The sequence below is a fragment of the Gordonia jinhuaensis genome (genome assembly GCF_014639795.1).
Lineage (GTDB): Bacteria > Actinomycetota > Actinomycetes > Mycobacteriales > Mycobacteriaceae > Gordonia_B > Gordonia_B jinhuaensis.
In genome coordinates, this window is record NZ_BMGC01000008.1 from 20,952 (window position 1) to 44,334 (window position 23,383).

Sequence of the window (23,383 nt, forward strand, 5' to 3'; positions counted from 1 at the left end):
GTGGTCACCCGAGAATCGTCGTCGATCCTCGAGGTGGCAGCCATCGGGGTTCTCCCTGACTTCCCCCATGATCTTGCCGGGCCCGCTCGCCGCGTCGCCATGACGAGCCCGACGGCTCGCATGACGACCTGACTACCGCCGCCGCACTTGATCTTGCCTGGCTGCGCGGCTGCCCGCATCAGCCCACGTCCGGAGGGCGGGCGGCAACGTGGTGAAGAAGGTCGCGGCGAGAAGCTCTGTGGGAACTGGTTGCGGCTGCGGGAACTGGTTGCCGCTGTGGGAACTGGTTGCCGCTGTGGGAACTGGTTGCGCGGTCACAGACGCAACCAGTTCCGTCATACGCACCCATTGCACAGGATGCGTTCACCAGAACTGGTTGCGTATACACACACGCAACCAGTTCACACGCGCAACCAGTTCAGCCAAACGCGACCAGTTCACAACCGCGCAACCAGTTCACAACCACGCAACCAGTTCAGCGCGCATCTTCGCGCCCCGGCCGCACCGTCACGGCAGAACTCCACGCGATACCGACAGCGACGACTCCGAGTATCGCGAATCCGAAGAAGAGCCAGCGGGCGGCGGCGACCTCGTCGGGCAGGCCGGCGTTGACCAGTACGCCGGCGATCGCGGCACCGACCGCCTCGGCGATGAGCTGAACGGTGTTGATCGCCGCCGACGCCTGAGCGCCTTCACCGGAGTCCGCCGCGCTGCGCATGGTCGCCACCGCCAGATGTGGCCATGTCGAACCGATACCCATGCCGATGATCGCCAGTCCGATGCCCCAGATGACCACGCGGCCCATCCCGGCCTGCGCTGCCACCGAACACCCGACGACCACCGCACCGGCCACGATCAACAGCGTCCCGACCCGCACGATGGGCACCATCGACGTGGTGGAATCGGCTTCGGCCGAGGCGATCTGGGCCACCGTCCAGCCCACTGCCAGTGCGGCGCCGAGGAATCCGGCAGCCAGATCAGACAATCCGCCGAGTTCCTGACCGAAGAACGGCGCGAACGTCTCGGTGGCCGCCGCGACGGCCACGAAGCCGATCAGCAGATAGATCCATTTCAGCCGCGAGGCGCTGTACGTCGACGACGGCAGTACGCGAGCGGGACCGCGCCGGTCCACGAGAACGAAACCGACCATCGCCAGCACCGCGATCACCATCAGCCCGATGGTCAGCGTGAGCTGGTCGACCACGCTGGCGACGCTGACCAGAAGTGCCGCGGCCGTCATCATCACCAACGGCCACAACGGGAATCGGTCACGTGCTGTCGCTGCACGAGCGCGAGCATTCGGGAGTACGAGCACCACGAGCACCGATTCGGCAGCCGCCATGATCGCCAGCGCACCGAATGCCCAGCGCCACTGACCGATCTGGGCGAACAGACCGCCGATGGTGGGCCCCACGAACGTGCCCACGCCCCACATCGCCGACACCAGCGAGGTGCCGCGAGTCCACAGTTGTTGTGGCAGAACCGCGTTGATCACGGTGTAGGCGAGTCCGGCCAGCACCCCACCCCCGGCGCCCTGCAGCAGACGCCCCGCGAGCAGCACTCCCATCGTCGGCGCGAAGGCGCACACCACGCTGCCGGCCCCGAATACGCCGAAGGCGATCAGGTAGGCCCCACGCGCACCGAACGCCGCGAAGACACGTGCGACCAGCATCGACGAGACCACCGAGGCGACCAGGAACACCGTGGACGTCCACGCGTAGAAGCTCTCCCCACCGATGTCGCCGATCGCCGTGGGCAGCAGTGCGGTGGTGACGAAAACGTTGGTGGCATACAGCAGGACACCGCCGGCGATGACCGCGGCGGTGCCCACATAGCGGCCCAGCAAAAGTGCCCGCCAGCCATCTGGCCGACGGGCGCTTCCACCGGGATCCGCAGGAGTGCTGTGCCCTCCCCGGACCCTGTTGCTCAGCTCAGACGCTCACGCAGAGAGGACAGTTCATCCTTGAGGCCCGAGGGCAGACGATCGCCGACGAAGTCGAACCACTCCTCGATGAGCGGCAACTCCTGACGCCACTCCTCGGGGCGGACCTCCAGCGCTGCGGCAACGTCCTCGACCGGGGTGTCGAGTCCGTCGAGATCGAGATCCTCCGGACGTGCGACCACACCGATCGGGGTGTCCTTGCCGCCCGCACGGTTCTCGATGCGATCGACGATCCACTCGAGCACACGGCTGTTCTCGCCGAATCCGGGCCACAGGAAGCGCCCGTCGGCACCGCGACGGAACCAATTCACGAAGTACACCGACGGCAGCTTGGTCGAGTCGGCGTTCTTGCCGATGTTGATCCAGTGCTGGAAGTAGTCGCCCACGTTGTAGCCCAGGAACGGCAGCATCGCCATCGGGTCGCGTCGGACGGTGCCGACCGTGCCCTCGGCGGCAGCGGTCTGCTCGGAGCCCACCGTGGCGCCCATGAACACGCCGTGATTCCAGTCGCGCGCCTCGGTCACCAGCGGAACGGTGGTCTTGCGACGTCCACCGAACAGGATCGCCGACACCGGCACACCCTTCGGGTCATCCCACTCGTCGGCAACGCTCGGGCACTGGTCGATCGGCACGCAGTAGCGCGAGTTCGGATGTGCCGCAGGGGTATCCGAATCAGGCGTCCACTCGTTGCCCTGCCAGTCGATGAGATGCTGCGGGTCGCCTTCGAGGCCCTCCCACCACACGTCGCCGTCGTCGGTCAGCGCGACGTTGGTGTAGATGGTGTTGCCGGCCTCCAGCGTCTTCATCGCATTCGGGTTCGACTTGTAGTTGGTACCCGGCGCCACACCGAAGAAGCCGTTCTCCGGGTTCACCGCGTAGAGCTGTCCGTCGTCGCCGAACTTCATCCAGGCGATGTCGTCGCCGACGGTCTCCGCGCGCCAGCCGGGGATGGTGGGGCGGATCATCGCGAGGTTGGTCTTGCCGCAGGCACTCGGGAAGGCCGCGGTCATGTAGTAGTTCTTGTCCTCGGGACTGATCAGCTTGAGGATCAGCATGTGCTCGGCCAGCCAGCCCTCGTCGTGGGCCATCGCCGAGGCGATACGCAGCGCGTAGCACTTCTTACCCAGCAGGGCGTTGCCGCCGTAGCCCGATCCGTACGACCAGATCTCGCGGGTCTCGGGGAACTGGACGATGTACTTGTCCGGGTTGCACGGCCACGGCACGTCGGCCTGACCGGGCTCCAACGGAGCACCCACCGAGTGCAGCGCCTTCACGAAGAAGCCGTCGGTGCCGAGCTTCTCGAGCACCGGTGCGCCCACGCGGGTCATGATCCGCATCGACAGCACCACGTACTCGGAGTCGGTGATCTCCACACCGAGCTTTGGGTCGTCGGCGCCGAGCGGACCCATGCAGAAGGGCACCACGAACATGGTGCGCCCGCGCATCGAGCCGCGGTACAGCTCGGTCATCGTCGAGCGCATCTCGTCGGGGTCGACCCAGTTGTTGGTGGGTCCGGCGTCCTCTTCGGTCTTCGAGCAGATGAAGGTGCGCGACTCCACGCGCGCCACATCGGCCGGATCGGAGCGGGCCAGGAATGAGTTGGGCTTGAGCTCGGGATTGAGCTTGATGAGGGTGCCCGCATCGACGAGCTGCGAGGTGAGGCGCTGCCACTCCTCGTCGCTGCCGTCGGACCACACCACACGGTCTGGCTGGGTGAGCTCGGCCACCTCGGACACCCAGGCGAGCAGCTCGCGATGGGTGGTGGGCGCGCTGTCGGAGTCCAACCCTGGAATCGTCGCTGAAGTCATTGTGTTCTCCTCGGTCTACCGCCGAAGGGTGAATCCCTCACCACCGCCGGTTACCTACAGTTTAACGGGGACAGTGGAATATCAGACATGGTGGCAGTGGTAGTGACCGATCACACTACGCATAGGGGATGACCAGGACGTTCAGACCCGACAAGTGCGACGGCTGATTGAGATTTCCACCTAATCGAGCCGTCCGCCACGTGTGCGGATCCACTCGTCTGCGGATGGGGTCGCCGCGTCCGCACCTCGCGCATCCGGGGTCGGGGCATGTCCGACCCGTGTGTGGACGCTCACCTCCCCGCCGACGTCCACGCGGGTGATCCGCCCGACCCATCCGCTGCGATCGATGTCGCTGTATGTCGTCATTTCCCTGGACCCGATCGTGGTGATCGAATCCGCCACCCCGTCGCCGTCGAGGTCGACGTCGGCAGGGCCGAGATCCCACAGTCGGTCACCGTTCGCCAGCCACAGATGATCATCCTGTGCCGCAACGCCGGGGACCAGATCGTCGCCGAGACGGTCCGCCCGGTGATGATCGACTTCTCCGTGATCCGTCGGCTGGTGTCCGCCGGCATCGGTGTACCCGCCCGACGGCAGATCGCCGTCGAATGAACCGAAACCGAATGCACCGAACCCGAAATCCATCATCGCGCGTATCCGGAGAAGTCCGACGACCCACCGAATCCCCAGATCATGGGTACCGCCGAGCCGTGACGTGGCCCCATGGTGTCATGTGCGCGACCAGCCATCACACCCGCCCTCGGTGCGCGCGTCCGGCGAGCATCGGCACCGGTTGCCGCGCAGTTCATGCGGGTCCCAATTTCTCGCGGTGCTCCTCGAGTGCGTCCTTGACCTGCGCCGCCCGGGGCAGGATCTCATCGCGTCGGCGGGCGGCCCGCTCCGAACGCGCGAGCACCGCACGTGCGGCGTTGTCGATCTCGGCGAGCTGTCCGGCGATACGACGATCCTGACGCGCGGTGAGCCGGTTGAGCCGGCTGGTCAGGGCGGCGTCGGCGGCATTCGTCCGGTCGGTGAGGTCACGCTCGAGGCCGGTGCGTACCGCCGCGAGCGCCTGCTCCGTCCATGTCTGGGTCGCCGCTCGGGCCGCCGACGCACGACGCACGCGGATCACCCAGATCGCGATGACCAGTCCGACGACGAGCATCACCGGCATGCCGATCCACCGCAGGCCCGGGACGCCGGTGTCGGCCGCATCGGCGACCAGTCCGCCCAGCAGACGACCCAGGCCCAGTCCCACCGAGATGCCGAGCAGCACCACGATGAGGTCCTCGGCGCGACGTCGGCGGCGCGGCGGCTCGGGGATCTCCACCCGGGCCGGGGCCGGACGCGGCAGCCCCGCGGGTGCGGAATCCTCCAACCCGAGCAGCGCGGTGGTCCGCAGCTGCGCGACCTGACCGTGGTGGACGTCAGCGAGATGGATCGCCAGGGCGTCTGCCTGTTCACGCATCCAGGCCATCCGCTCGGCGGCCGGCACCTGCTCGTGATCGTCATGACCCCTGTGATCGTCACCCCTGCGATCGTGGTGGTCGATGCGCACGGCCCGACCGAAATCACCGCTGCGGGCCGCCTCGGAGATCTCGTTCACCCCCTCGTCGAGTGCGGTTCGCACACCGGCTCTCAGGTCGGTCAGCCCGCTGCGCAGCACCCCGACCCGGTCGCCACGACTCTGGTCGCGCAGTGCGAGCAACCGGCTGCGCTCACGCCGCATCGGGCCAATCTGCTCCTCGGGATCAGCGCTCGCGGCGCGTTCGACGTCGATGGCCATCCGGTCGAGCGCCGCGTCGAGCGCCCCGGCACGCACCCTCTCGAGCCGCAGCTGCTCGTCGGCGTCGGTGTGGGCGTGCACCCAGGCGAGCAGCTCGCCGATGCCGGACTCCTCGGGCGCCCCGGCCAGCGCCGCTGCCGACGAGGTGGCGAACAGCGCCATCGAACCGGTGGGGTCGAGGTCGTCTCGTGCCTCCCGCAGCGCAGAAGGCCAGTCCCAGAACGCGTCGATCTTGGTGCACACCAGCGCGACCACGCCGAACGACTGCCGCATCGCGTCCACAGCGGCCCGCTCGGTGTAACCGATCGCCGACGCCGGGTCGATGAGCACGATTCCCGCACATGCGGGCTCGGATCCGCCCCACAGCCGGACGGGGGTGTCGGGGTCGAGGTCGTTCATCGCCTCGAGCAGGGTCCTACCACCGGCGCCGGGCGCCCCGACGATCGCGACCTGCGGCGGCGCTACCGTCCAGCGCGCCGGATCGATTCCGGTGAGCTGCGCCGCCGAGGCCAACGGATCGGCGGCGGGATCGGGTCCCGCAGCGTCGGTCGGGTCCTGTGACGTCGTCGGGTCCTGAGATGTTGTCTGGGCCTGCGATGTGACGGTCATGACCACTCCGCCAGCAGTTCCTCGATCGCCTCACGGGCACCGGTGTCGGTGGCGGCGATGCGGTCAAGCGTGCGTCGGAGTCTGTCCTCGCGCAACGCGAGAACGGGCTCCTCCAGACCGCTGAGCAATTCGGCGAGCTCATCGATACCGCTCACCCCGCGGAGCAGTTCGGCCAGCCGGGTCGCGTCGACCTCAGGAGCCGAGGCGAGCACCGTCAGCGCCAGATCGATCCCGAACTGGTCGAGCCGACGAAGCAGCCGGGTGCGCACCGCGCGTTCATCACTGCCTCCGGTGAGGAACTCCCCGGCCATCGACGGCATCTGTTCCCCCTCGGCGGCCAGTGACCTCAGGAAGAAGAACTCGTCGTCGCGCAACAGTGCGGTGGCCAACAGTGGCATCAGCGCGAGTACCGGCCGACGCACCACCGCCTCGCACCGACGCGCCACCGCCCGCGCCTCCTCCCAGGAGCCCAGGGTGTCGGCCTTGGACAGCACCACCACCGTCCGGTCGGCGGGCAGGCGGGAGATGGCCTCGCGGTCCTCCTGGCGCACACCGGAGACGAGGACGTAGATCCACGCGTCTGCGTCGCCGGCATCGTCGTCGCCCGGCCCGATGGGCGAGACGTGGAATCGCTCGCGGACGGCCCTGGCAACGGTGTCACGACCGGTGCGCTCGCGTCCGACGACGGCGATCCGCATCGGCTCGGTGTGGCGGCGCAGCGCGTCGAGCACGGACGTGCGATCGTCGTCGGTCAGATGATCGAGGACCGGATCGTCGGAGGCGATCGGAGGCTCGGTCGTGATGGCGGGCACGGCAGCAGAATAGGGCCTCCCTCATCGGTCGTCACAGCGGAACAGCAGGTCTGTCGATCGGTCGTGCGACCATGGTGGGGTGAACAATGTGCAGGCCCACCCGGGCGACCGTGCCACCGGCGACCGTGACGACGATCTCGACGGCGACCTGCTGACGGCGCAGGACCGCGCACGGCTGTATCCGCGCGTGACCAGCTTCCGGTCGCGGCGCGGGACCCTGACGCCGGCCCAGACACGCAACTGGGACCGCCTGTGGCCGACCATGGGCCGCGACGTGGGGACAGCCGAGGACTCCGGCGAACCGATCGACCCCGCCGACTGGTTCGGCCGCTCCGCGCCGGTCGTGCTCGAGATCGGCAGCGGCACCGGCACCGCTACGGCCGCGATGGCACAGGCCGAACCCGAGATCGACGTGATCGCTGTCGAGGTCTACCGGCCCGGGATCGCCCAACTGCTCGGTCTCATCGACCGCGCCGACCTGCACAATGTGCGTGTGATCCGCGGCGATGCCGTGGTGGTGTTGCGCGAGCTGCTCGCACCGGCCTCGCTCGACGGCATCCGGGTGTTCTTCCCCGACCCGTGGCCGAAGGCTCGCCACCACAAACGCCGACTCATCCAGCCCGGCACGCTGGCCCTGATGGCCGATGTGCTCAACGACGGAGGCGGTCTGCACATCGCCACCGACCACGCCGACTACGCCGAGTGGATCGCCGAGATGCTCGCCGATCAGGACGTCCTCGTCCCGGTCGCCGACGAGTCCGGCGAGGTCGACGCCGAGCGCATCGGATTCAGCCTGAGTCGGCCGACCACCAAGTTCGAGGGCCGCGCTGCCGACGAGGGCCGCAGCGTCACCGAATTCGTCTACCGCCGACGCCCGCGGGCATCCATCGGCGCCGACAGCGGGGGCCGGCCGTGAGCAACTCCGCCCCCTCGACCAGTACCGCCGCCTCCGACGGCGGCGTGGCGCAGGCCATCTCGGGCACCTCACCCGCCGCGCGGGTGCTGCTGATCTGGGACGCCCCCAATCTCGACATGGGGCTCGGCGCCATCCTGGGCGGTCGGCCCACCTCGGCCTATCGGCCGCGTTTCGATGCGCTGGGTCGCTGGCTGCTCGCTCGCACCGCCGACATCTCCGAGTCGTGGACCCCGCCCGACCACGATCCCGAGCAGACGATCGAGCCCGAGGCGACCGTCTTCACCAACATCGCCTCCGGATCGGCCGACGTCGTGCGCCCGTGGGTGGAGGCATTGCGCAACGTGGGTTTCGCAGTCTTCGCCAAACCCAAGACCAGCGACGACAGTGACGTCGACGCCGACATGCTCGATCACATCGAGCTGCGCCGACATACGGTGGGACTGGCCGGGCTGATCGTCGCCTCGGCCGACGGACAGGCGTTCCGCGAGCCGCTGGAGGAGGTGGCCGCCGACGGCACACCGGTCCAGGTGATCGGCTTCCGCGAACACGCCGCCTGGGCGCTGTCCTCGGATCTCCTCGATTTCGTGGACCTCGAGGAGATCCCCGGCGTCTTCCGCGAGCCGCTGCCGCGCATCAGCCTCGACTCGCTTCCCGACGAGGGTGCCTGGCTCGCGCCGTTCCGGCCGCTGTCGGCCCTGCTGTCCTCGCGCCCGCACTGACCTCGCGGGCGGTGCGCATTCACATCGCCGCAGGTCATCGACGGTCAACAAGGACCAATCGGACGTCAGCGCCTACGGTGAAGTGCGGCGGGATGAGATGAACAGGCACACTCGTAGGCGACAGTGCGCCCTATAAGCCCGTGTTGGGTCGTCGCTTCGCGCTCTCGTCGGCAAGAAAGGATTACAGGTGTTCCGAGCTCTGGGCACATTCGTCTACCGAATGCGCTACGCCGTCATCGTCGTGATGATCGCCCTGATGGCCGGACTCGGCATCTACGGTCTCGGTCTGGGCAAACACCTGTCGCAGAGCGGCTGGTTCGATCCGGGTTCGCAGTCCTCGGAGGGCGCCCAGCTCGCCGACAACACCTTCGGCCGCGACCATCAGTCCGACGTCATCCTGCTCATCACCCCACCGGCGGGCACCAAGGTCGACGACCCGGCGTTCGGCGCGAAGATCGAGAAATTCGTCGACGATCTGATCGCCGCGCACCCCGACGTGGTCAACCGCAGTGATCCCGGGCTGATCGACCCCTACCAGCAGGTCGCCGACAACGCACTCGGCCGCGAAACGCTCAAACAGATCCGCGAACACACCTTCGACGCCTCCCGAGAACACGCATTCCTGTCGATCGGAATCAAAGGCAACGACGACACGACCGTCCTGAACGACTTCAAGAAGGTCGAACCGTTCTTCGACAACATCGACGAGCGCTACGGCTTGCCGGGCACGACGTTCGAACTCGCCGGCCTGCAACCGGTCGCCAGCGCGATGAGCAACGGCATGGACGAAGACGTGCGCCGCGCCGAGGTGATCGCGCTGCCGCTGGTCGCGGTGATGCTGTTCTTCATCTTCGGCGGTGTGATCGCCGCCTGCCTTCCAGTGCTCATCGGCGGTCTGACGATCGCCGGATCGCTGGGCATCATGACGATCCTCGCCCAGATCACCGAGATCAACGTCTTCGCGCAGTCGGTGATCACGCTGATCGGCCTGGGCATCGCCATCGACTACGGCCTGTTCATCGTCAGCCGTTTCCGTGAGGAACTCGCCGAGGGCCGAAGTACGCCCGATGCGGTCCGAAGAACCGTGATGACCTCGGGTCAGACCGTGGCGTTCTCGGCCACGATCATCGTCGCGGCGCTGGCCTGTCTGCTGCTGTTCCCGCAGGGATTCCTCAAGTCGGTGGCCTACGGCGCGATGTTCTCCGTGGCGCTCGCCGCGCTGCTGTCGGTGACGGTGCTGCCGGCGATCCTGGGCATTCTCGGCAAACGCATCGACATGCTCGGTTTCAAATTCCTGCGCCGCACGAAGTCCCGCGAGGAGATCGAGCACTCGTTCTGGGGTCGCTGGGCCGATCTGGTGATGCGGCATCCGTTGAAGTTCGCGATCCCCACGATCCTGCTGCTGCTCGTGCTGATCATCCCGTTCAGCGGGATCAAGTTCGGCGGGATCACCGAGAAGTATCTGCCGCCGGACAACCCGACCCGCCTGGCCCAACAGCACTTCGACACCTACTTCCCCGCCGAGCGCACCAACGCGGTGAACCTGGTGATCGTCTACGACCCCAACAACGCCGACGACAGCGCCAAACTGCAGTCGATCGCCGACCAGGCCAACAAGGTGCCGGGCTTCACCAAGCAGTTCAGCCTCGCCGACGCGAAGTCGCAGGACAACGTCGTGGAGATGTCGGCGGGTCTGGTGAACGACGACTACGCCGCCGACGCCGTGAAGGCGCTGCGCAAGATCGACACCGGTGGACTACGGATGTACGTCACCGGCACTCCTGCGCTCACACAGGACTCGATCGATGCCCTGATCGACGACCTACCGCTGATGGTGGCACTGCTGATCCTGGTGAGCGGTGTGCTGATGTTCCTGATATTCGGGTCGGTGGTGCTGCCCATCAAGGCAGCGTTGATGTCGGCACTGGGCCTTGGGTCCACACTCGGCATCCTCACCTGGATCTTCATCGACGGCCACGGCGCGTCCATCGGCAACTTCACCCCGGGCCCGCTGATGTCGGCGGTGCTGGTGCTAATCATCTGCATCATCTTCGGTTTGTCCACCGACTACGAGGTGTTCCTGTTGTCCCGGATGGTCGAGGCGCGGGCACGCGGCGCCTCCACCACCGAGGCGATCCGCGAAGGCACCGCGCTGACCGGGCGCATCATCACCGCTGCCGCCGCGATCCTGGTGGTGGTCACCGGGGCCTTCGGCCTGTCGGACATCGTGATGATGAAGTACATCGCCTACGGCATGATCGCCGCACTCATCATCGACGCCACGGTCATCCGCATGCTGCTGGTGCCCGCGGTGATGAAGCTGCTCGGCGACGACTGCTGGTGGGCACCGCGCTGGATGAAGGTGATCCAGCAGAAGATCGGTCTCGGCGAAACGCCGCTCGATGACGACGACGACCGTGAACCCGCCGGTCGGGTGCTCTCGCAGCGAGCCGGTGCACTGGCGACCGTGGGAGCCGGCGCGCCTGGCGACTTCCGGGTCCGCGCGACTCCTGAGGTCACCCCGGCACGCACCGTCTCCGCGCCGGCCGCGCGCAAGACCACCCGCGCCGAGCGCCGAGCGGCATCGGCGCGTCAGGCCGGCACACCCGCGGTCGACCAGACGCCAACGGATCAAGGCTCGCCGAATCAGGGCTCAACGGATCAGGGCCCTGCCGGCGCCAGCGCCGCTCCGACAACACGTTTCACCGCAGTACGCAGTGACAACGGGACAGGTGGCGAAAACGGGACGGGTGGCAAGAACGGGGATGCTGCGGTGACGTCGCTGGGGCGCTTCGGCACCGGCCGCGGCGCATCGACATCCGGCGACCGGCGCGCCCCCCGCTCAGCCCCCGACACCGGCGGCTGGTCGCTCGGCGAGTCCGGGATCCGGTTGGCCGCACTCGATGCCGCCGAATCACGCACTGCCGCACCACAACCCACACCATCACGGCAACCCACACCATCACGGCAACCCACACCATCACGGCGACCGGCGGCAGACGCCCGCCCCGTGGTCGAACCGGATAGCCCGCGACCGCAGGCGCCCCGACCCGAGCCGACCTATCAGAACCACGAACAGCCCCGCGTGACGGCGCCCCGGCCCCGCCCCGACGAGCCGCTCGCCGCGCAACGCCCCGACGATCGGTTCGACGACGACCGGTTCGACGATCGACGCGGCGGCGGATCTACCGGCTCCCGGGATGACGATCTCCTGCGCCGTCGACCGACGATCGGGACCAGCAACGACAACCGCCCGCTGGCCGCCTCGGTGAACCCCGAGGAGTCACACGATCCGGTTCCCGCCGAGGGCCGCAACGGCAGCCGCGACGGGGGCGAGTCCGGTCGTCACGATGACACCGGACTCAACCGGATCAGCGTCCAGGATCTGCTGCAGCGCAGCCGCCGACGCGACTGACCCCAGTCGCCCCCGGTCAGTCGTCGCTGTCGCGGCCGTCCTTGCCAGCCCTATCGTCGCTGTCGGCCCGGTCGTCTTTGCCAGCCCTGTCGTCGCTGTCAGCCCTGTCGTCCTTGTCATGCGGATAGACGTTGCCGTGCACACCCGGGGCGTCCGGGTCGTCCCACATCGGCTCATCGGCGGGCACATCGTCGAAGGGCCCGTCAGAGTCGTCGGATTCATCGGACTCCTCGCGGTCGGGGATCCCCTGCTCCGCGTCGAGCTGAGCGCGCACCGACCTGACGAATGTGTTGCAGAAGGCAACCAGCGGCACGGCCAGCAGACCTCCGACGATCCCCGCGGTGACCACACCCGCCGCGATGGCCAGGATCACCGCGACCGGATGTACGCGGACCGATCGGCCCATCACGAACGGCTGCAGCACATGGCTTTCCAGCTGCATCACGCCGATCACCACCGCGGTCGCGATGACCGCGGCGAGAAATCCTTTGGTGATCAGCGCGACCAGCACCGCCAGCGTTCCAGTCACCAGCGCACCGACGATCGGGATGAACGCACCGATGAACACCAGTGACGCCAGCGGCAATGCGAGCGGGACACCCAGAATCGCCAGACCGGTCCCGATACCCACCGCGTCGACCAGCGCCACGATGATCGTCGCGCGCACATAGCCGACGAGGCTGCCGAAGCCCGCGCGGCCGGCGTTGCGCACCCGCTCGCGCGATCCCCTGGGCACCAGATTCGTGCAGAAGTCCCAGATCTTGCCGCCGCCGTAGGTGAAGAAGATGACCAGGAAGACGGTCATCAGTGCGCCGGTCGCGATCTCGGTGACCCGGGTCGCGGTCGCGATCGCGCCGTTGGTCACCTTGTCCTGGTTCTTGTTCAGGAAGTCGGTGAAGTCCTCGGAGATGTTGCCGATCTGCGCCTCGCGGAAATGCAAGGGGCCGTTGACCAGCCAGTCACGAATCGAGTTGATGGTGCTGGTGACCTCTGAGGTGAGGCCGGGGAGGCCGTCGATGAACTGTTCGACCACGAAGGTCAGCACCCCGGCCACGACACCCGCCGACACAACCAGCGCCACGATCACCGCCACACTGCGCGGCAGACCGTGGCGGTCCATCCAGTCCACGAAGGGCACCAGGAAGGCCGCCACCAGGATGGCCAACGCCACCGGCACCGTCACCTCGGAGTACTCGCGGAGGATTTTGAAGAACACGTACACCGCCGCGACCAGCAGCAGCAACCGCCAGGCCCACTCCGCTGCCGCGCGCACCACGGGATGGACCTTGGTGCGATCGCTGTCGTGATCGCTGCCGGTCATCACCTCACGGATGCTGCCGATCGCGTCGGAGATGCGGTCGGCAGCCGCCGTTGCATCGCTGGTCGTCTCCTTCGACGCCGTCGATGCCGCCGGCGTCGAACTCGATTCATCGCCACCTGTCGTCGCGTCGGCGCGCGCGTCCCCCTGAGCCACAGGTGTCACAGTAACCGCCGGTGACGCGGGCCTGAACCGGTGCGCAGGTGGTGGCCGCTATCGTGACCGACATGACTGCTCGTGTACCGGACGGCGACATGTCCGGTACATCCCCCACACGGCGCCGGTTCTGGTGGCTCCGCTGGGCCGCGCTCGCGGTGGTGGTGGTGGTCCTCGGCGTCGAGGTCGTCCTCGTGTGGCCCAAGTTGACCGAGGCATGGGGATCCAAGGACTCCCTGCACTGGTGGTGGCTACTGCCCTGCATCCTCGCCGCCGCGGCATCGATGGACAGCTTCGCGCAGGTGCAACGTGCGCTGTTCCGCTCGGCCGGCGTCAGGATCAGCCAATGGCAGTCGTTGCGGGTGGTGCTGGCCTCCAACTCGATCAGCCAGACCATGCCCGGCGGTCAGGTCCTCGCGCCGGCATTCGTCTACCGCCGTTCCCGCAAGTGGGGTGCCTCGCCGGTGGTCGCGTCATGGCAGCTGGTGATGTCGGGGCTGCTGATGGCAGTGGGACTCGCGGTCCTCGGTCTCGGCGGCGCCCTGTTGGCCGGAGCCAAGACCAGCCCGTTCTCGGTGATCTTCTCGGTCGCCGGTTTCATCGCCTTCGCACTCGTCGCGCAGTACGTCGCCGGCCATCCCGATTCCATCCGCCCGGCGGCACTACGAGTTCTCAAGTGGATCAACCACATTCGCGACAAACCCGACGACTACGGCGCCCGTCGTGTCCACGACACCATCGAACAGGTGCGTGCGGTCCAGCTCACCCGACGCGACTCGGCGACGGCGTTCGGCTGGTCGTTGTTCAACTGGATCGCCGACGTGGCCTGTCTGGCGTTCGCCTGTGCCGCGGTCGACCACATCCCGAGCATCTCGGGCCTCATGGTCGCCTACGCCGCGGGCAAGGCCGTGGGCACCGCCATCCCGCTGCTGCCGGGTGGACTCGGGGTCGTCGACGGGGTTCTGGTGCCCGCCCTCACCTCGGCGGGGATGAGCGCCGGTCAGGCGGTGACCTCGGTGCTGGTGTATCGCCTCGTGAGCTACCTGCTGGTGGCCGCGGTGGGCTGGGTGGTGATCTTCTTCAACTACCGCAGCGACCTCGCCGACAAGTCGGGGATGGCCGAGTACGAGGAGGAGATGGAGGAGTACGGGATCGGCGGCATCGGCGCAGCCACCGACGATCCGCCCGACTCCGGCGACGCCGCTGCCCGGTCATCCGACTGACAGGGCGTACCGTGGGTGTGCCCGCGGACCGGATCCTCACACCGTGGACTGCTCTCACCGACGCGAATGGAGACGGATTGAACCGCACCGTGCTGCTGCGCGCCGCCCTCGCCGATGCCGTGCTGATCCTGATCTTCGTGATCATCGGCCGCGCCAACCACGACGACGGGCTCTCGATCCCCGGCATCGTGTCCACGTGGTGGCCGTTCGCGGCCGGCGCCGCGGTCGGGTGGTCGCTCTGCTACGTGTGGGTCCAGGCCCGCTCCACCGCCGACACCCGTCACCGGTTCGAACCGGCCTCGCCGGTTCCCGAGGGTGTGGTCATCTGGGTGTGCACGGTCGCCATCGGCATGGTGTTACGCGTGCTGTTCAACCAGGGGATCGCGGTCAGCTTCGTGATCGTCGCCGCCGTCGTACTGGGCGTGTTCCTGCTCGGCTGGCGTGTGATCGCCGGAGCGGTCGAACGCCGCCGGCACACCGGACCGACCGACTCCGCCGCTCAGCGCATCTCACGGAAGTAACGCTGCGCCACCGCGAGTGAGGCCGTTCCCGACTTCTCACCCTCGCAGTAGATCACCACGACGCGGTTGCCCTGGATGCCGAGGAACCAGCCGGGTCCCTGCGGGCCGTTGGTGCCGACCAGTGCGCGCAGTCCGGGCGCGTCGACCAGATCGCTGGCGTCGCCGGTCGCCGCAGTGGTCTTCATCGCGGCGTTGATCGCGGCGTTCACCTTCGGGTCGACCGTGCCGGGATCACCACCGGTGACCTTCGTCTTGCCCACCGTCACGAACGACGGCAGCACCGTCTTGCCCTGGGCGATCGCCAGACCGAGCGCACCCATCCCGAGCATCGTCGACTTGGGGTCGCTCTTGTCGAACGACACCGGCACCACACTCATCGACGATGTCGAGGAACTGGCCTGCACGGTCTGCCCGACCGCCTGCACGCCGGGCACCTGGAACGACAGCCCCAACCCGAGGGTGTCGGTGATCGCGCCGCGCTTCTTGTCGTCACCGTTGGCGCCGGCGTCGATCGCCGCCCGGACCGGATCCAGCGTCCTCCCCACCAGGTAGGAGTCGGTGAGGCTCAGGTCGCCAGCGCTCGCCGCGGAGTTGAACGCCGCGGCCTGGATGCCACCAGTCGTGGCGTTGAGCACCATCATCGCCGCCGGCTGGGCCACCTCGACCACCGAGTCCTCGAGTACGAGCTGGGTGTTGGGGTCGAATGTGGTGGTCAGATTCGGGCCCGGTTTGCCCTGCTGTTGGTCGATGATCACCGGCGCCGCGTTCGGGTTGACCATGCGTGCCTGCCACCCCGAGGTCGCGTCACGGATGTCCTGCCAGGCGGCCTTCACCCCGGCCGAGAGCGGAGTGTTGAGCCGACGGTCGAGAACCAGCAGGTCCGACCCCTTGGTCACCGCCACCCCGGGAATCGTGGCCGGGTCGTTGGGCAGTGCGGCCAGGTCGTCGTCGCGCAGGCTCACCACCGTTGCGGGCGCCCCGTTGGCCGCGGCACCCGCCTTGCGGATCACCTCGGTGGTGATCGCCGGCGCCACCGGCGCCAGGTCGGCCGACAGTGCACGAGCCGACCCCACCGGGTCGGGTGTCTTGGAGAACGCGATCGTCACGGTGTTGACCGGCTGCTGCGCCATCCACGTGCTGCGGTCGGCCGCCACCACCTTGGGCACGGGCTTCGCGTCGGTGTCGATCACCTGCAGCGATCCGCCGGGCTGGAGTCCCGGGTAGATCAACGACGGGTTCCACTGCAGACGCCACCCGGCGCTGAGATGCCGAGCGGTCGCCTGCGAGGTGGTCACGAAGGTGCGATGTGGGGCGTCTGCTCCTGCGTGCGGGGTCGTCCCGATGTCCCAGGTGGTCTTGAGGGTGAAACTGCCGCTGCCGTCGGAGTACGAGACGGGGTTGGCGATCTCCACGTCCACCCGCTCGGGATCGACACCGCGCAGCGTGGCGTCGATCGCCTCACCGGCCTGGACCGGCGACGTGGTGAGGTTCGCCGCTTTCGAGGCATCCCGCTTCTCCAGCGCCGACGCATACGAGTCGGCGACCTTCTCCAGACCCGATCGCTTGTCGGAACCACATCCGGCAAGCAACGAACCCGCCACCGCAGTCACGGCGAGAGCACTCACAACCGCCCGCACCGTCGCACCACCAGCCATTCGCACCCCAGCCACGTAACAATTTTCACTCTGGTCACATCAATAACAATGTATCGAAACCCGTCAGTTGGCTAACGGGTTAGTCACAGTGTTGCAACTCGTTGCGTCTCAACACTGTCTTCACACCTGGCTTCACGATAGCGAAGTGCATCAGCGGGCGGATGAGCATCCCGGTCACGAACGGAACAAGATCGCCCGACCGCCCGACCTTCTGTGCCTCCCGATCGCCCCGGCGCACCGGCTCGGCCGCGACGCAGCCACACTGATGTGTGTGTATGCCACCCTGATCCGCTCCGCCGAGCGCGCGGTGACCACCACCGACTGGCTGGTGTCACGCCACGGATTCTCCTTCGGCGATCACTACGACCCGGACAACACCCATCACGGGACCCTGCTGATCTTCAACGACGACACCGTGACACCCGGCGGCGGCTACGACCTCCATCGCCACCGCAACTCCGAGATCCTCACCTGGGTACTCGAGGGTGTGCTCAGTCATCGTGACTCCGACGGCAACGAAGGATCGGTGCCCCCCGGTGTGGTGCAGCGCATGAGTGCCGGCGCCGGAGTCGAACACTCCGAACGCAACGATGCCGCCACCCCCGTCCACTTCATCCAGATGACACTGGCGCCCGACGACGCCGACACCGCTGCGACCTACGAACACGCCGACGTCTCCGCCGACCTCGCGCGCTCGGTCCTGGTCACGCTGGCCTCGGGTATCCCCGAGCGGCCCGGAGCCATCGGCCTGGGAACGAGCGGCGCGGCTCTGCACGTCGCCCGCCCGGCACCGGGCCAGTCGGTGACGCTCCCGCAGGCGCGGTACGTGCACGTGTTCGTCACGTCGGGTCGGGCCGAGATGACCGGACTCGACCTGTCCGGAGCCGACACGGACGGACCGGTCGTCATGGAAGCAGGGGGCTCACTGCGGCTCACCGATCCCGATGCCGGCGAGGACGGCGCCACCACCGCGGTGTCGGTGCGCGGGATCGACCCCGACACCGAGATCCTGATCTGGGAGATGCACCGCGGCCTGATGGATCCGGCGTGAAGACTCACGAACTGACCCGTCCCGCAGGTACATCTATCGTGACGAAATCGTGACAGGATAGGACCCATGACCGACAGCACAGTATCCACCGGTACCGATCGTCCGTCAGGACTCGATCTGAAGTGGATCGACGACTCCGTGTCGGCGGGCGACGATCTGTACGTCCACGTCAACGGAACGTGGCTGGCCGAGCACGAGATCCCCGACGACCGCTCGATCGACGGAGCGTTCAACACACTGCGCGACCGCGCCGAGGAGAACGTACGCGACATCATCACCGAGGCCGCCGATTCACATCCCGAACCCGGTAGCGACGCACAGAAGATCGGGGATCTGTTCGCGAGTTTCTCCGATACCGATCGCGTCGAGGAGCTCGGACTCGGCCCGGTGGCCGACCAGATCGCCGCCGTCGACGACATCACCGACACCTCCTCGCTGGCACGGTTCCTCGGCGAGGCACAGCGCACCGGGACCGGCGGCCTGTTCGGTTTCTACGTCGACACCGACGCCAAGAACTCCGATCGCTACCTCGTCCACATCATGCAGTCGGGGCTCGGCCTCCCCGACGAGTCGTACTACCGCGAAGACAACCACGCGCAGACCCGTGAGGCGTATCTGGCGCACATCGAGAAGATGTTCACCCTCGCCGGTATCGACGATGCCGCAGACAAGGCACGACGGGTCTTCGACCTGGAGACAGAGATCGCTTCCGCACACTGGGATGTGGTGCGTCGCCGCGACGCCGAACTCAGCTACAACCTCGCGACCTTCGACGAGTTCGCCTCGCAGGCACAGGGTTTCGACGTCAACGCATGGCTCACAGGTCTCAATTCCGACGCCGACCCGACCTTCGCCGAGGTGGTCATCGGCCAGCCGTCCTTCCTCTCTGGAGCCGCGGCATTGTTCTCGGACAAGCCGCTCGAGGACTGGAAGATCTGGACCACCTGGCGAATTCTGCACTCGGCGGCGCCGTATCTCTCCTCGGCATTCGTCGACGAGAACTTCGACTTCTACGGCAAGACCCTCACCGGAGCACCGCAGATCCGCGATCGGTGGAAGCGGGGCGTGTCGCTCGTCGAGGGGACACTGGGCTTCGCGGTCGGAAAACTCTACGTGGACAAGCACTTCCCGCCCGAGGCCAAGGCGCGGATGGACGAGTTGATCGACAATCTGATCGCCGCCTACCGCCGCAACATCTCCACGCTGGCCTGGATGGGCCCGGAGACCCGCGAGAAGGCGCTGGCCAAACTCGACAAGTTCACGCCGAAGATCGGCTATCCCGCCACGTGGCGCGACTATTCGGAGTTGGAGATCCGCCGCGACGATCTGCTGGGAAATGTCGCGCGCGCCAACATCTTCGAGAACGACCGCGAACTCGCCAAGATCGGCCGCGAGGTCGATCATGATGAGTGGTTCATGACTCCGCAGACGGTGAACGCGTACTACAACCCGGGGATGAACGAGATCGTCTTCCCCGCGGCGATCCTGCAGCCGCCGTTCTTCGACCCCGACGCCGACGACGCCGCCAACTACGGGGGAATCGGTGCAGTCATCGGCCACGAGATCGGGCACGGTTTCGACGATCAGGGATCCAAATACGACGGCGACGGCAATCTCGTGGACTGGTGGACCGACGCCGACCGCAAGGAATTCTCGCTGCGCACCGACGCACTGATCAAGCAGTACGACGAGTTCACCCCGTCGGGTCTCGACCAGAAATACAAGGTCAACGGCAGCTTCACCATCGGTGAGAACATCGGCGATCTCGGCGGGCTGTCCATCGCACTGGTCGCTTACCAAATCGCCACCGAGAATGTGGTGGCGCCGGTGATCGACGGGCTCACCGGCCTGCAGCGCGTGTTCTACGGCTGGGCCCAGGTGTGGCGCACCAAGACCCGTGAGGCCGAGGCCATCCGACGACTGTCGATCGACCCGCATTCACCGCCGGAATTCCGGTGCAACGGTGTGGTGCGCAACATCGACGCGTTCTATCACGCCTTCGAGGTCGAACCGGGTGACTCGCTGTATCTGGAACCGGAGAACCGCGTCCGCATCTGGTGACTCACACACACGGTGTCGATGAGGTCGCCGTCACATGCGGTGGCAACGGTGCGCAATCGCCACTTTGATTGCGTTCACCCTCGGCGTGGTGTTTGACTCACGTCATCGACCACCAGGGGGATTTTCGTGCGTGCCACAAGGCTTGTGTCCGTCGCGGCGAGCGTGATCGCTGCATGCTCCGTTCTCGCTCTGTCCGGCGGTACCGCCGGCGCGGCGCCGTCATCGACATCGGTGGATCCGGTCGGTAGCGGTCCGGTCCAGACGGCATTTCGCACCGCAGCCACCTACCCGCATCCCGAGGCGATCCCGCCCGGCGCCAACGACTGGTCGTGCAAGCCGTCGGCCGAACATCCGCGACCGGTGGTGCTGGTGCACGGAACGTGGGAATCGGCCTATCAGACGTGGGCGGCCCTCGCGCCGAAACTGAAGGCGCAGGGATTCTGCGTCTTCGCGCCGAACGTCGGAATCCTGTCCGCACAGCAGGGCGGCGGCATCCAGTCGCTGCAGAACGGCGGCCAGTACGGGGCGGGTCCCGTCGCACAATCGGCCGTCCAGCTCGGTGCCTTCGTCGATCGCGTACTGGCCGCCACCGGCGCCAAGCAGGTCGACATGGTCGGACATTCCCAGGGCGGCACCATGATCCGGCAGTATCTGAAGTTCGACGGCGGTGCCGATGCCGCGGACCCGAGCAAGAACAAGGTGCGCAAGGTCGTGACGCTGGTGGCCACCAATCACGGCACCACCTCCAACGGCCTGTCGTCGGTGCGCGACGCACTGAACGCCCTCCACCTCGATTCCAACGCGTTCATGATCCCGGTCGCCGGCTATGCGGGTACCGACCAGCAGGTGGGCTCGCCGTTCATCACCGCACTCAACAAGGGCGGCGACACCTTCAGCGGGATCGACTACACGGTGCTCTCGACCCGTTATGACGAATACACCACGCCCTACTACCTGACCTTCCTGAAGGCGGGACCGGGCGCGACCGTCCACAACATCCTCGTCCAGGACGGCTGCGAGCAGGACATCACCGACCACACCACGTTCACCTACGATCCGCGTGTCATCTCCTACACCGAACGCGCACTGGGGATCTCGACCCCGGTCGTCTGTGCACCGCGCGCGTGGTACTTCGACAACTGATCCGGACACCCCTGACCATCCGCTCCCGACCATCCACGCCTCGCCAATCCGCCCTCACTGCCTCCGCCCTTTACCCCCCACAGTGCCGTTCAGAATCGGAGCCGGCTGGTGCCCACAAGAATTCGCCGACGAACGCTTCTCAAATCAGCCGGACTCACCGCAGGCGCCGCCGCAGTTTCGTCCGGAGTACGTCAGGCCGAGGCCGAGGCGAGAGCCAAACCGCCGGGAGGCCTCGACCAGGTCGAGCATGTCGTGATCCTCATGCAGGAGAACCGATCGTTCGACCACTACTACGGAAGCCTGCGAGGTGTACGCGGTTTCGACGATCCGACTGCCGTACGTATCGGCGGCGGCCGGTCGGTGTTCGATCAGCTCAACCTCGCCAAGACGGCAACGCTGGCCCCCTTTCATCTCGACACTGCCCGATCGGATGCGCAGGAGGTCCCCTCGCTGCCGCACGACTGGGAAACGATGCACCTGGCGTGGAATGAGGGGCGCAACGACTCCTGGCCAACGTGGAAGTCCGACTACACGATGGGCTATTTCAGCCGCACCGACATCCCATACCATTACGGTCTTGCCGATGCATTCACGATCTGCGACAACTACTTCGCCTCACTTCTCGGCCCGACCACCCCCAACCGCCTCTACCTCTGGTCGGGAACCATCGATCCCGAGGGACGACACGGCGGCCCGGCCAGCACCAATCCACTCGACTACACCCCGACGTTCAGCTGGACCACCTACCCCGAACGTCTCGAGCGCGCCGGGATCTCCTGGCGCGTCTACGCCAACGACGAGGTCGGCAACAGCGACGATCACCCCTACGTCGGGGACTACGGCGACAACTCGCTGTGGCTGTTCAAGCAGTATCACGATGCCCTCAACTCCCACGATCCCCGTCGTCAACGGCTCGCACAACGTGCAGGCCTGCACACACGATGGAAACCGGACTCCGGCAAGGGGGAACAGGTCGAGCATGTCCTCGACACCTTCCTCTCCGACTGTGCCGCCGGACACCTGCCCGCGGTCTCCTGGGTGGTCGCACCCTACGGTTGGTGCGAGCACCCCTCCGCTCGTCCCGCCTACGGCGAGGCATTCGTCGAGGCGATGCTCAACGCAATCTGGAAAGACCCCGAATTATGGTCCAAAACAGTCGTTTTCATCAACTACGACGAGAACGACGGCTTCTTCGATCACATCCCACCGCCGGTGCCACCACCGGGCACACCGGGGGAATTCCTGCCGCTCATCTCCGATGCGAACTCCTTCCCCATCACCTGGGCCGGTCAGCCGCTGGGGATCCCCACCGCTGACCTCGGTGGCCAGACACCGATCGGCTTGGGCATGAGGGTGCCGATGACCGTGATCTCACCGTGGAGCACGGGCGGTTTCGTCAACTCCGAGGTCTTCGATCACACCTCCGTGCTCCAATTCCTCGAACGGTGGACCGGCGTTCGCGAAGAGAACATCTCACCCTGGCGGCGACAGATCTGTGGAGATCTCCTGAGCTGTTTCGACTTCACCACCAAGAAGGCTTCCTTCCCGTCACTCCCGGATGCCAACGCGCTCAAGCTGCACGCCCAGGGCGTGCAGACCAAGCTGCCCACCACCATTCCACCACTCGGCGGCCTCGACACCCCCAGCGTCAAGGAGCGTGGCACCCGACCCGCGCGCCCGCTGCCGTACCAGCTGGGCGCGCACACCGTACACGCCCCGCGCGGCCACGAGGTGATGGTCAACAACCTCGGTTCGGCTGCGGTCGCGATACATGTCCGCGACCAGGGTTCGCCCGAGATCGGGGTCACCCACCTCACCATCCCACCCGAGCACACGTCCAGCGTGTTCGTGTCCCCCAGCGGCCAGCTCGACGTGACGGTGCACGGCCCCAACGGATTTCTGCTCGCAGCGTCGGGTGAACCGTCGGATGCCCTCGACGTGTCGACCTCGGTCATCGGCACCGCCTACCCCAAACTGGTGATCGCGATCTCCAATCTCGGGAACAAGCCCGCGCGCATCCGCATCGGCGGACAGGAGATCGTCGCGGGCGTGGCAGCGCGGCATGAGCACATCATCGACGCACTGGCACACGACCACGGCTGGTACGACGTCACCGTCACCTCCCCCACCTATCCCGGCCTGCGGCGCCGGTTCGCCGGCCATCTCGAGAACGGTCAACCGAGCCAGTCGCAGCGATTCTGACACGACCGGACCGACCCCACCCGCAGACCGCCACGACAGAAGCAGA

At 66.9% G+C, this 23,383-nt stretch carries 16 protein-coding genes; 9 read left to right on the forward strand and 7 right to left on the reverse strand.

Features of this window, described 5'->3' with window-relative positions; genetic code table 11:
* Positions 1 to 475: 475 nt before the first annotated feature.
* From IEW22_RS07600 to IEW22_RS07620, 5 genes are all read right to left on the reverse strand, one after another.
* Positions 476 to 1,846, reverse strand: a complete 1,371-nt coding sequence (locus tag IEW22_RS07600; RefSeq protein ID WP_229742289.1) for an MFS transporter — start codon at positions 1,844 to 1,846, stop codon at positions 476 to 478.
* Between the two features lie 80 nt (positions 1,847 to 1,926).
* Positions 1,927 to 3,750, reverse strand: coding sequence for a phosphoenolpyruvate carboxykinase (GTP) (locus IEW22_RS07605; RefSeq protein ID WP_188586015.1), 1,824 nt, complete (start codon positions 3,748 to 3,750; stop codon positions 1,927 to 1,929).
* 180 nt (positions 3,751 to 3,930) lie between these two features.
* Positions 3,931 to 4,398 carry a hypothetical protein gene (locus IEW22_RS07610; protein WP_188586016.1) on the reverse strand — a complete coding sequence of 156 codons (468 nt, stop codon included), beginning with the start codon at positions 4,396 to 4,398 and terminating at the stop codon, positions 3,931 to 3,933.
* Positions 4,399 to 4,555: 157 nt separating this feature from the next.
* Positions 4,556 to 6,145: a hypothetical protein gene (locus IEW22_RS07615; RefSeq protein WP_188586017.1), complete on the reverse strand. Its 1,590-nt coding sequence runs from the start codon at positions 6,143 to 6,145 to the stop codon at positions 4,556 to 4,558.
* A complete protein-coding gene (locus tag IEW22_RS07620; RefSeq protein ID WP_188586018.1) occupies positions 6,142 to 6,957 on the reverse strand; it encodes a hypothetical protein in 816 nt (271 codons plus the stop codon). Before IEW22_RS07620 ends, IEW22_RS07615 begins: the two co-directional genes overlap by 4 nt.
* Before the next feature lie 79 nt (positions 6,958 to 7,036).
* Here IEW22_RS07620 and trmB point away from each other — a divergent pair, with 79 nt between their 5' ends.
* The 3 genes from trmB (at position 7,037) to IEW22_RS07635 (ending at position 12,007) form a co-directional block, all read left to right on the forward strand.
* A complete protein-coding gene (gene trmB, locus IEW22_RS07625; protein WP_373284149.1) occupies positions 7,037 to 7,873 on the forward strand; it encodes a tRNA (guanosine(46)-N7)-methyltransferase TrmB in 837 nt (278 codons plus the stop codon).
* The gene (locus IEW22_RS07630) at positions 7,870 to 8,592 is read left to right on the forward strand and encodes an NYN domain-containing protein (protein ID WP_373284150.1); all 723 of its coding nucleotides are present in this window, start codon (positions 7,870 to 7,872) and stop codon (positions 8,590 to 8,592) included. The genes trmB and IEW22_RS07630 overlap by 4 nt, the downstream gene beginning before the upstream one ends.
* 187 nt (positions 8,593 to 8,779) lie before the next feature.
* Positions 8,780 to 12,007, forward strand: coding sequence for an MMPL family transporter (locus IEW22_RS07635; RefSeq protein WP_188586019.1), 3,228 nt, complete (start codon positions 8,780 to 8,782; stop codon positions 12,005 to 12,007).
* Positions 12,008 to 12,023: 16 nt separating this feature from the next.
* Here IEW22_RS07635 and IEW22_RS07640 read toward each other — a convergent pair whose 3' ends face one another.
* The gene (locus IEW22_RS07640; RefSeq protein ID WP_188586121.1) at positions 12,024 to 13,328 is read right to left on the reverse strand and encodes an AI-2E family transporter; all 1,305 of its coding nucleotides are present in this window, start codon (positions 13,326 to 13,328) and stop codon (positions 12,024 to 12,026) included.
* Positions 13,329 to 13,552: 224 nt separating this feature from the next.
* Between IEW22_RS07640 and IEW22_RS07645 the strand changes: the two genes are divergently transcribed.
* Together IEW22_RS07645 and IEW22_RS07650 are read left to right on the forward strand one after the other, a co-directional pair.
* Positions 13,553 to 14,704 carry a lysylphosphatidylglycerol synthase transmembrane domain-containing protein gene (locus IEW22_RS07645; RefSeq protein WP_188586020.1) on the forward strand — a complete coding sequence of 384 codons (1,152 nt, stop codon included), beginning with the start codon at positions 13,553 to 13,555 and terminating at the stop codon, positions 14,702 to 14,704.
* Positions 14,705 to 14,781: 77 nt separating this feature from the next.
* The gene (locus tag IEW22_RS07650; RefSeq protein WP_229742290.1) at positions 14,782 to 15,225 is read left to right on the forward strand and encodes a DUF3054 domain-containing protein; all 444 of its coding nucleotides are present in this window, start codon (positions 14,782 to 14,784) and stop codon (positions 15,223 to 15,225) included.
* Here IEW22_RS07650 and IEW22_RS07655 read toward each other — a convergent pair.
* Positions 15,204 to 16,850 carry an NTF2-like N-terminal transpeptidase domain-containing protein gene (locus tag IEW22_RS07655; protein WP_188586021.1) on the reverse strand — a complete coding sequence of 549 codons (1,647 nt, stop codon included), beginning with the start codon at positions 16,848 to 16,850 and terminating at the stop codon, positions 15,204 to 15,206. The two genes, IEW22_RS07650 and IEW22_RS07655, sit on opposite strands and share 22 nt — an antisense overlap.
* 295 nt (positions 16,851 to 17,145) lie before the next feature.
* Here IEW22_RS07655 and IEW22_RS07660 point away from each other — a divergent pair, with 295 nt between their 5' ends.
* From IEW22_RS07660 to IEW22_RS07675, 4 genes are all read left to right on the forward strand, one after another.
* Positions 17,146 to 17,931 (forward strand): pirin family protein, encoded by a 786-nt coding sequence (locus tag IEW22_RS07660; RefSeq protein WP_188586022.1) that lies wholly within the window; start codon positions 17,146 to 17,148, stop codon positions 17,929 to 17,931.
* Between the two features lie 66 nt (positions 17,932 to 17,997).
* Complete coding sequence (locus IEW22_RS07665; RefSeq protein WP_188586023.1) at positions 17,998 to 19,992, forward strand: M13 family metallopeptidase; 1,995 nt, start codon at positions 17,998 to 18,000, stop codon at positions 19,990 to 19,992.
* Positions 19,993 to 20,118: 126 nt separating this feature from the next.
* Positions 20,119 to 21,135 (forward strand): esterase/lipase family protein, encoded by a 1,017-nt coding sequence (locus IEW22_RS07670; RefSeq protein WP_229742292.1) that lies wholly within the window; start codon positions 20,119 to 20,121, stop codon positions 21,133 to 21,135.
* Positions 21,136 to 21,243: 108 nt separating this feature from the next.
* Positions 21,244 to 23,337, forward strand: coding sequence for a phosphocholine-specific phospholipase C (locus IEW22_RS07675; protein WP_229742293.1), 2,094 nt, complete (start codon positions 21,244 to 21,246; stop codon positions 23,335 to 23,337).
* Positions 23,338 to 23,383 lie beyond the last annotated feature (46 nt).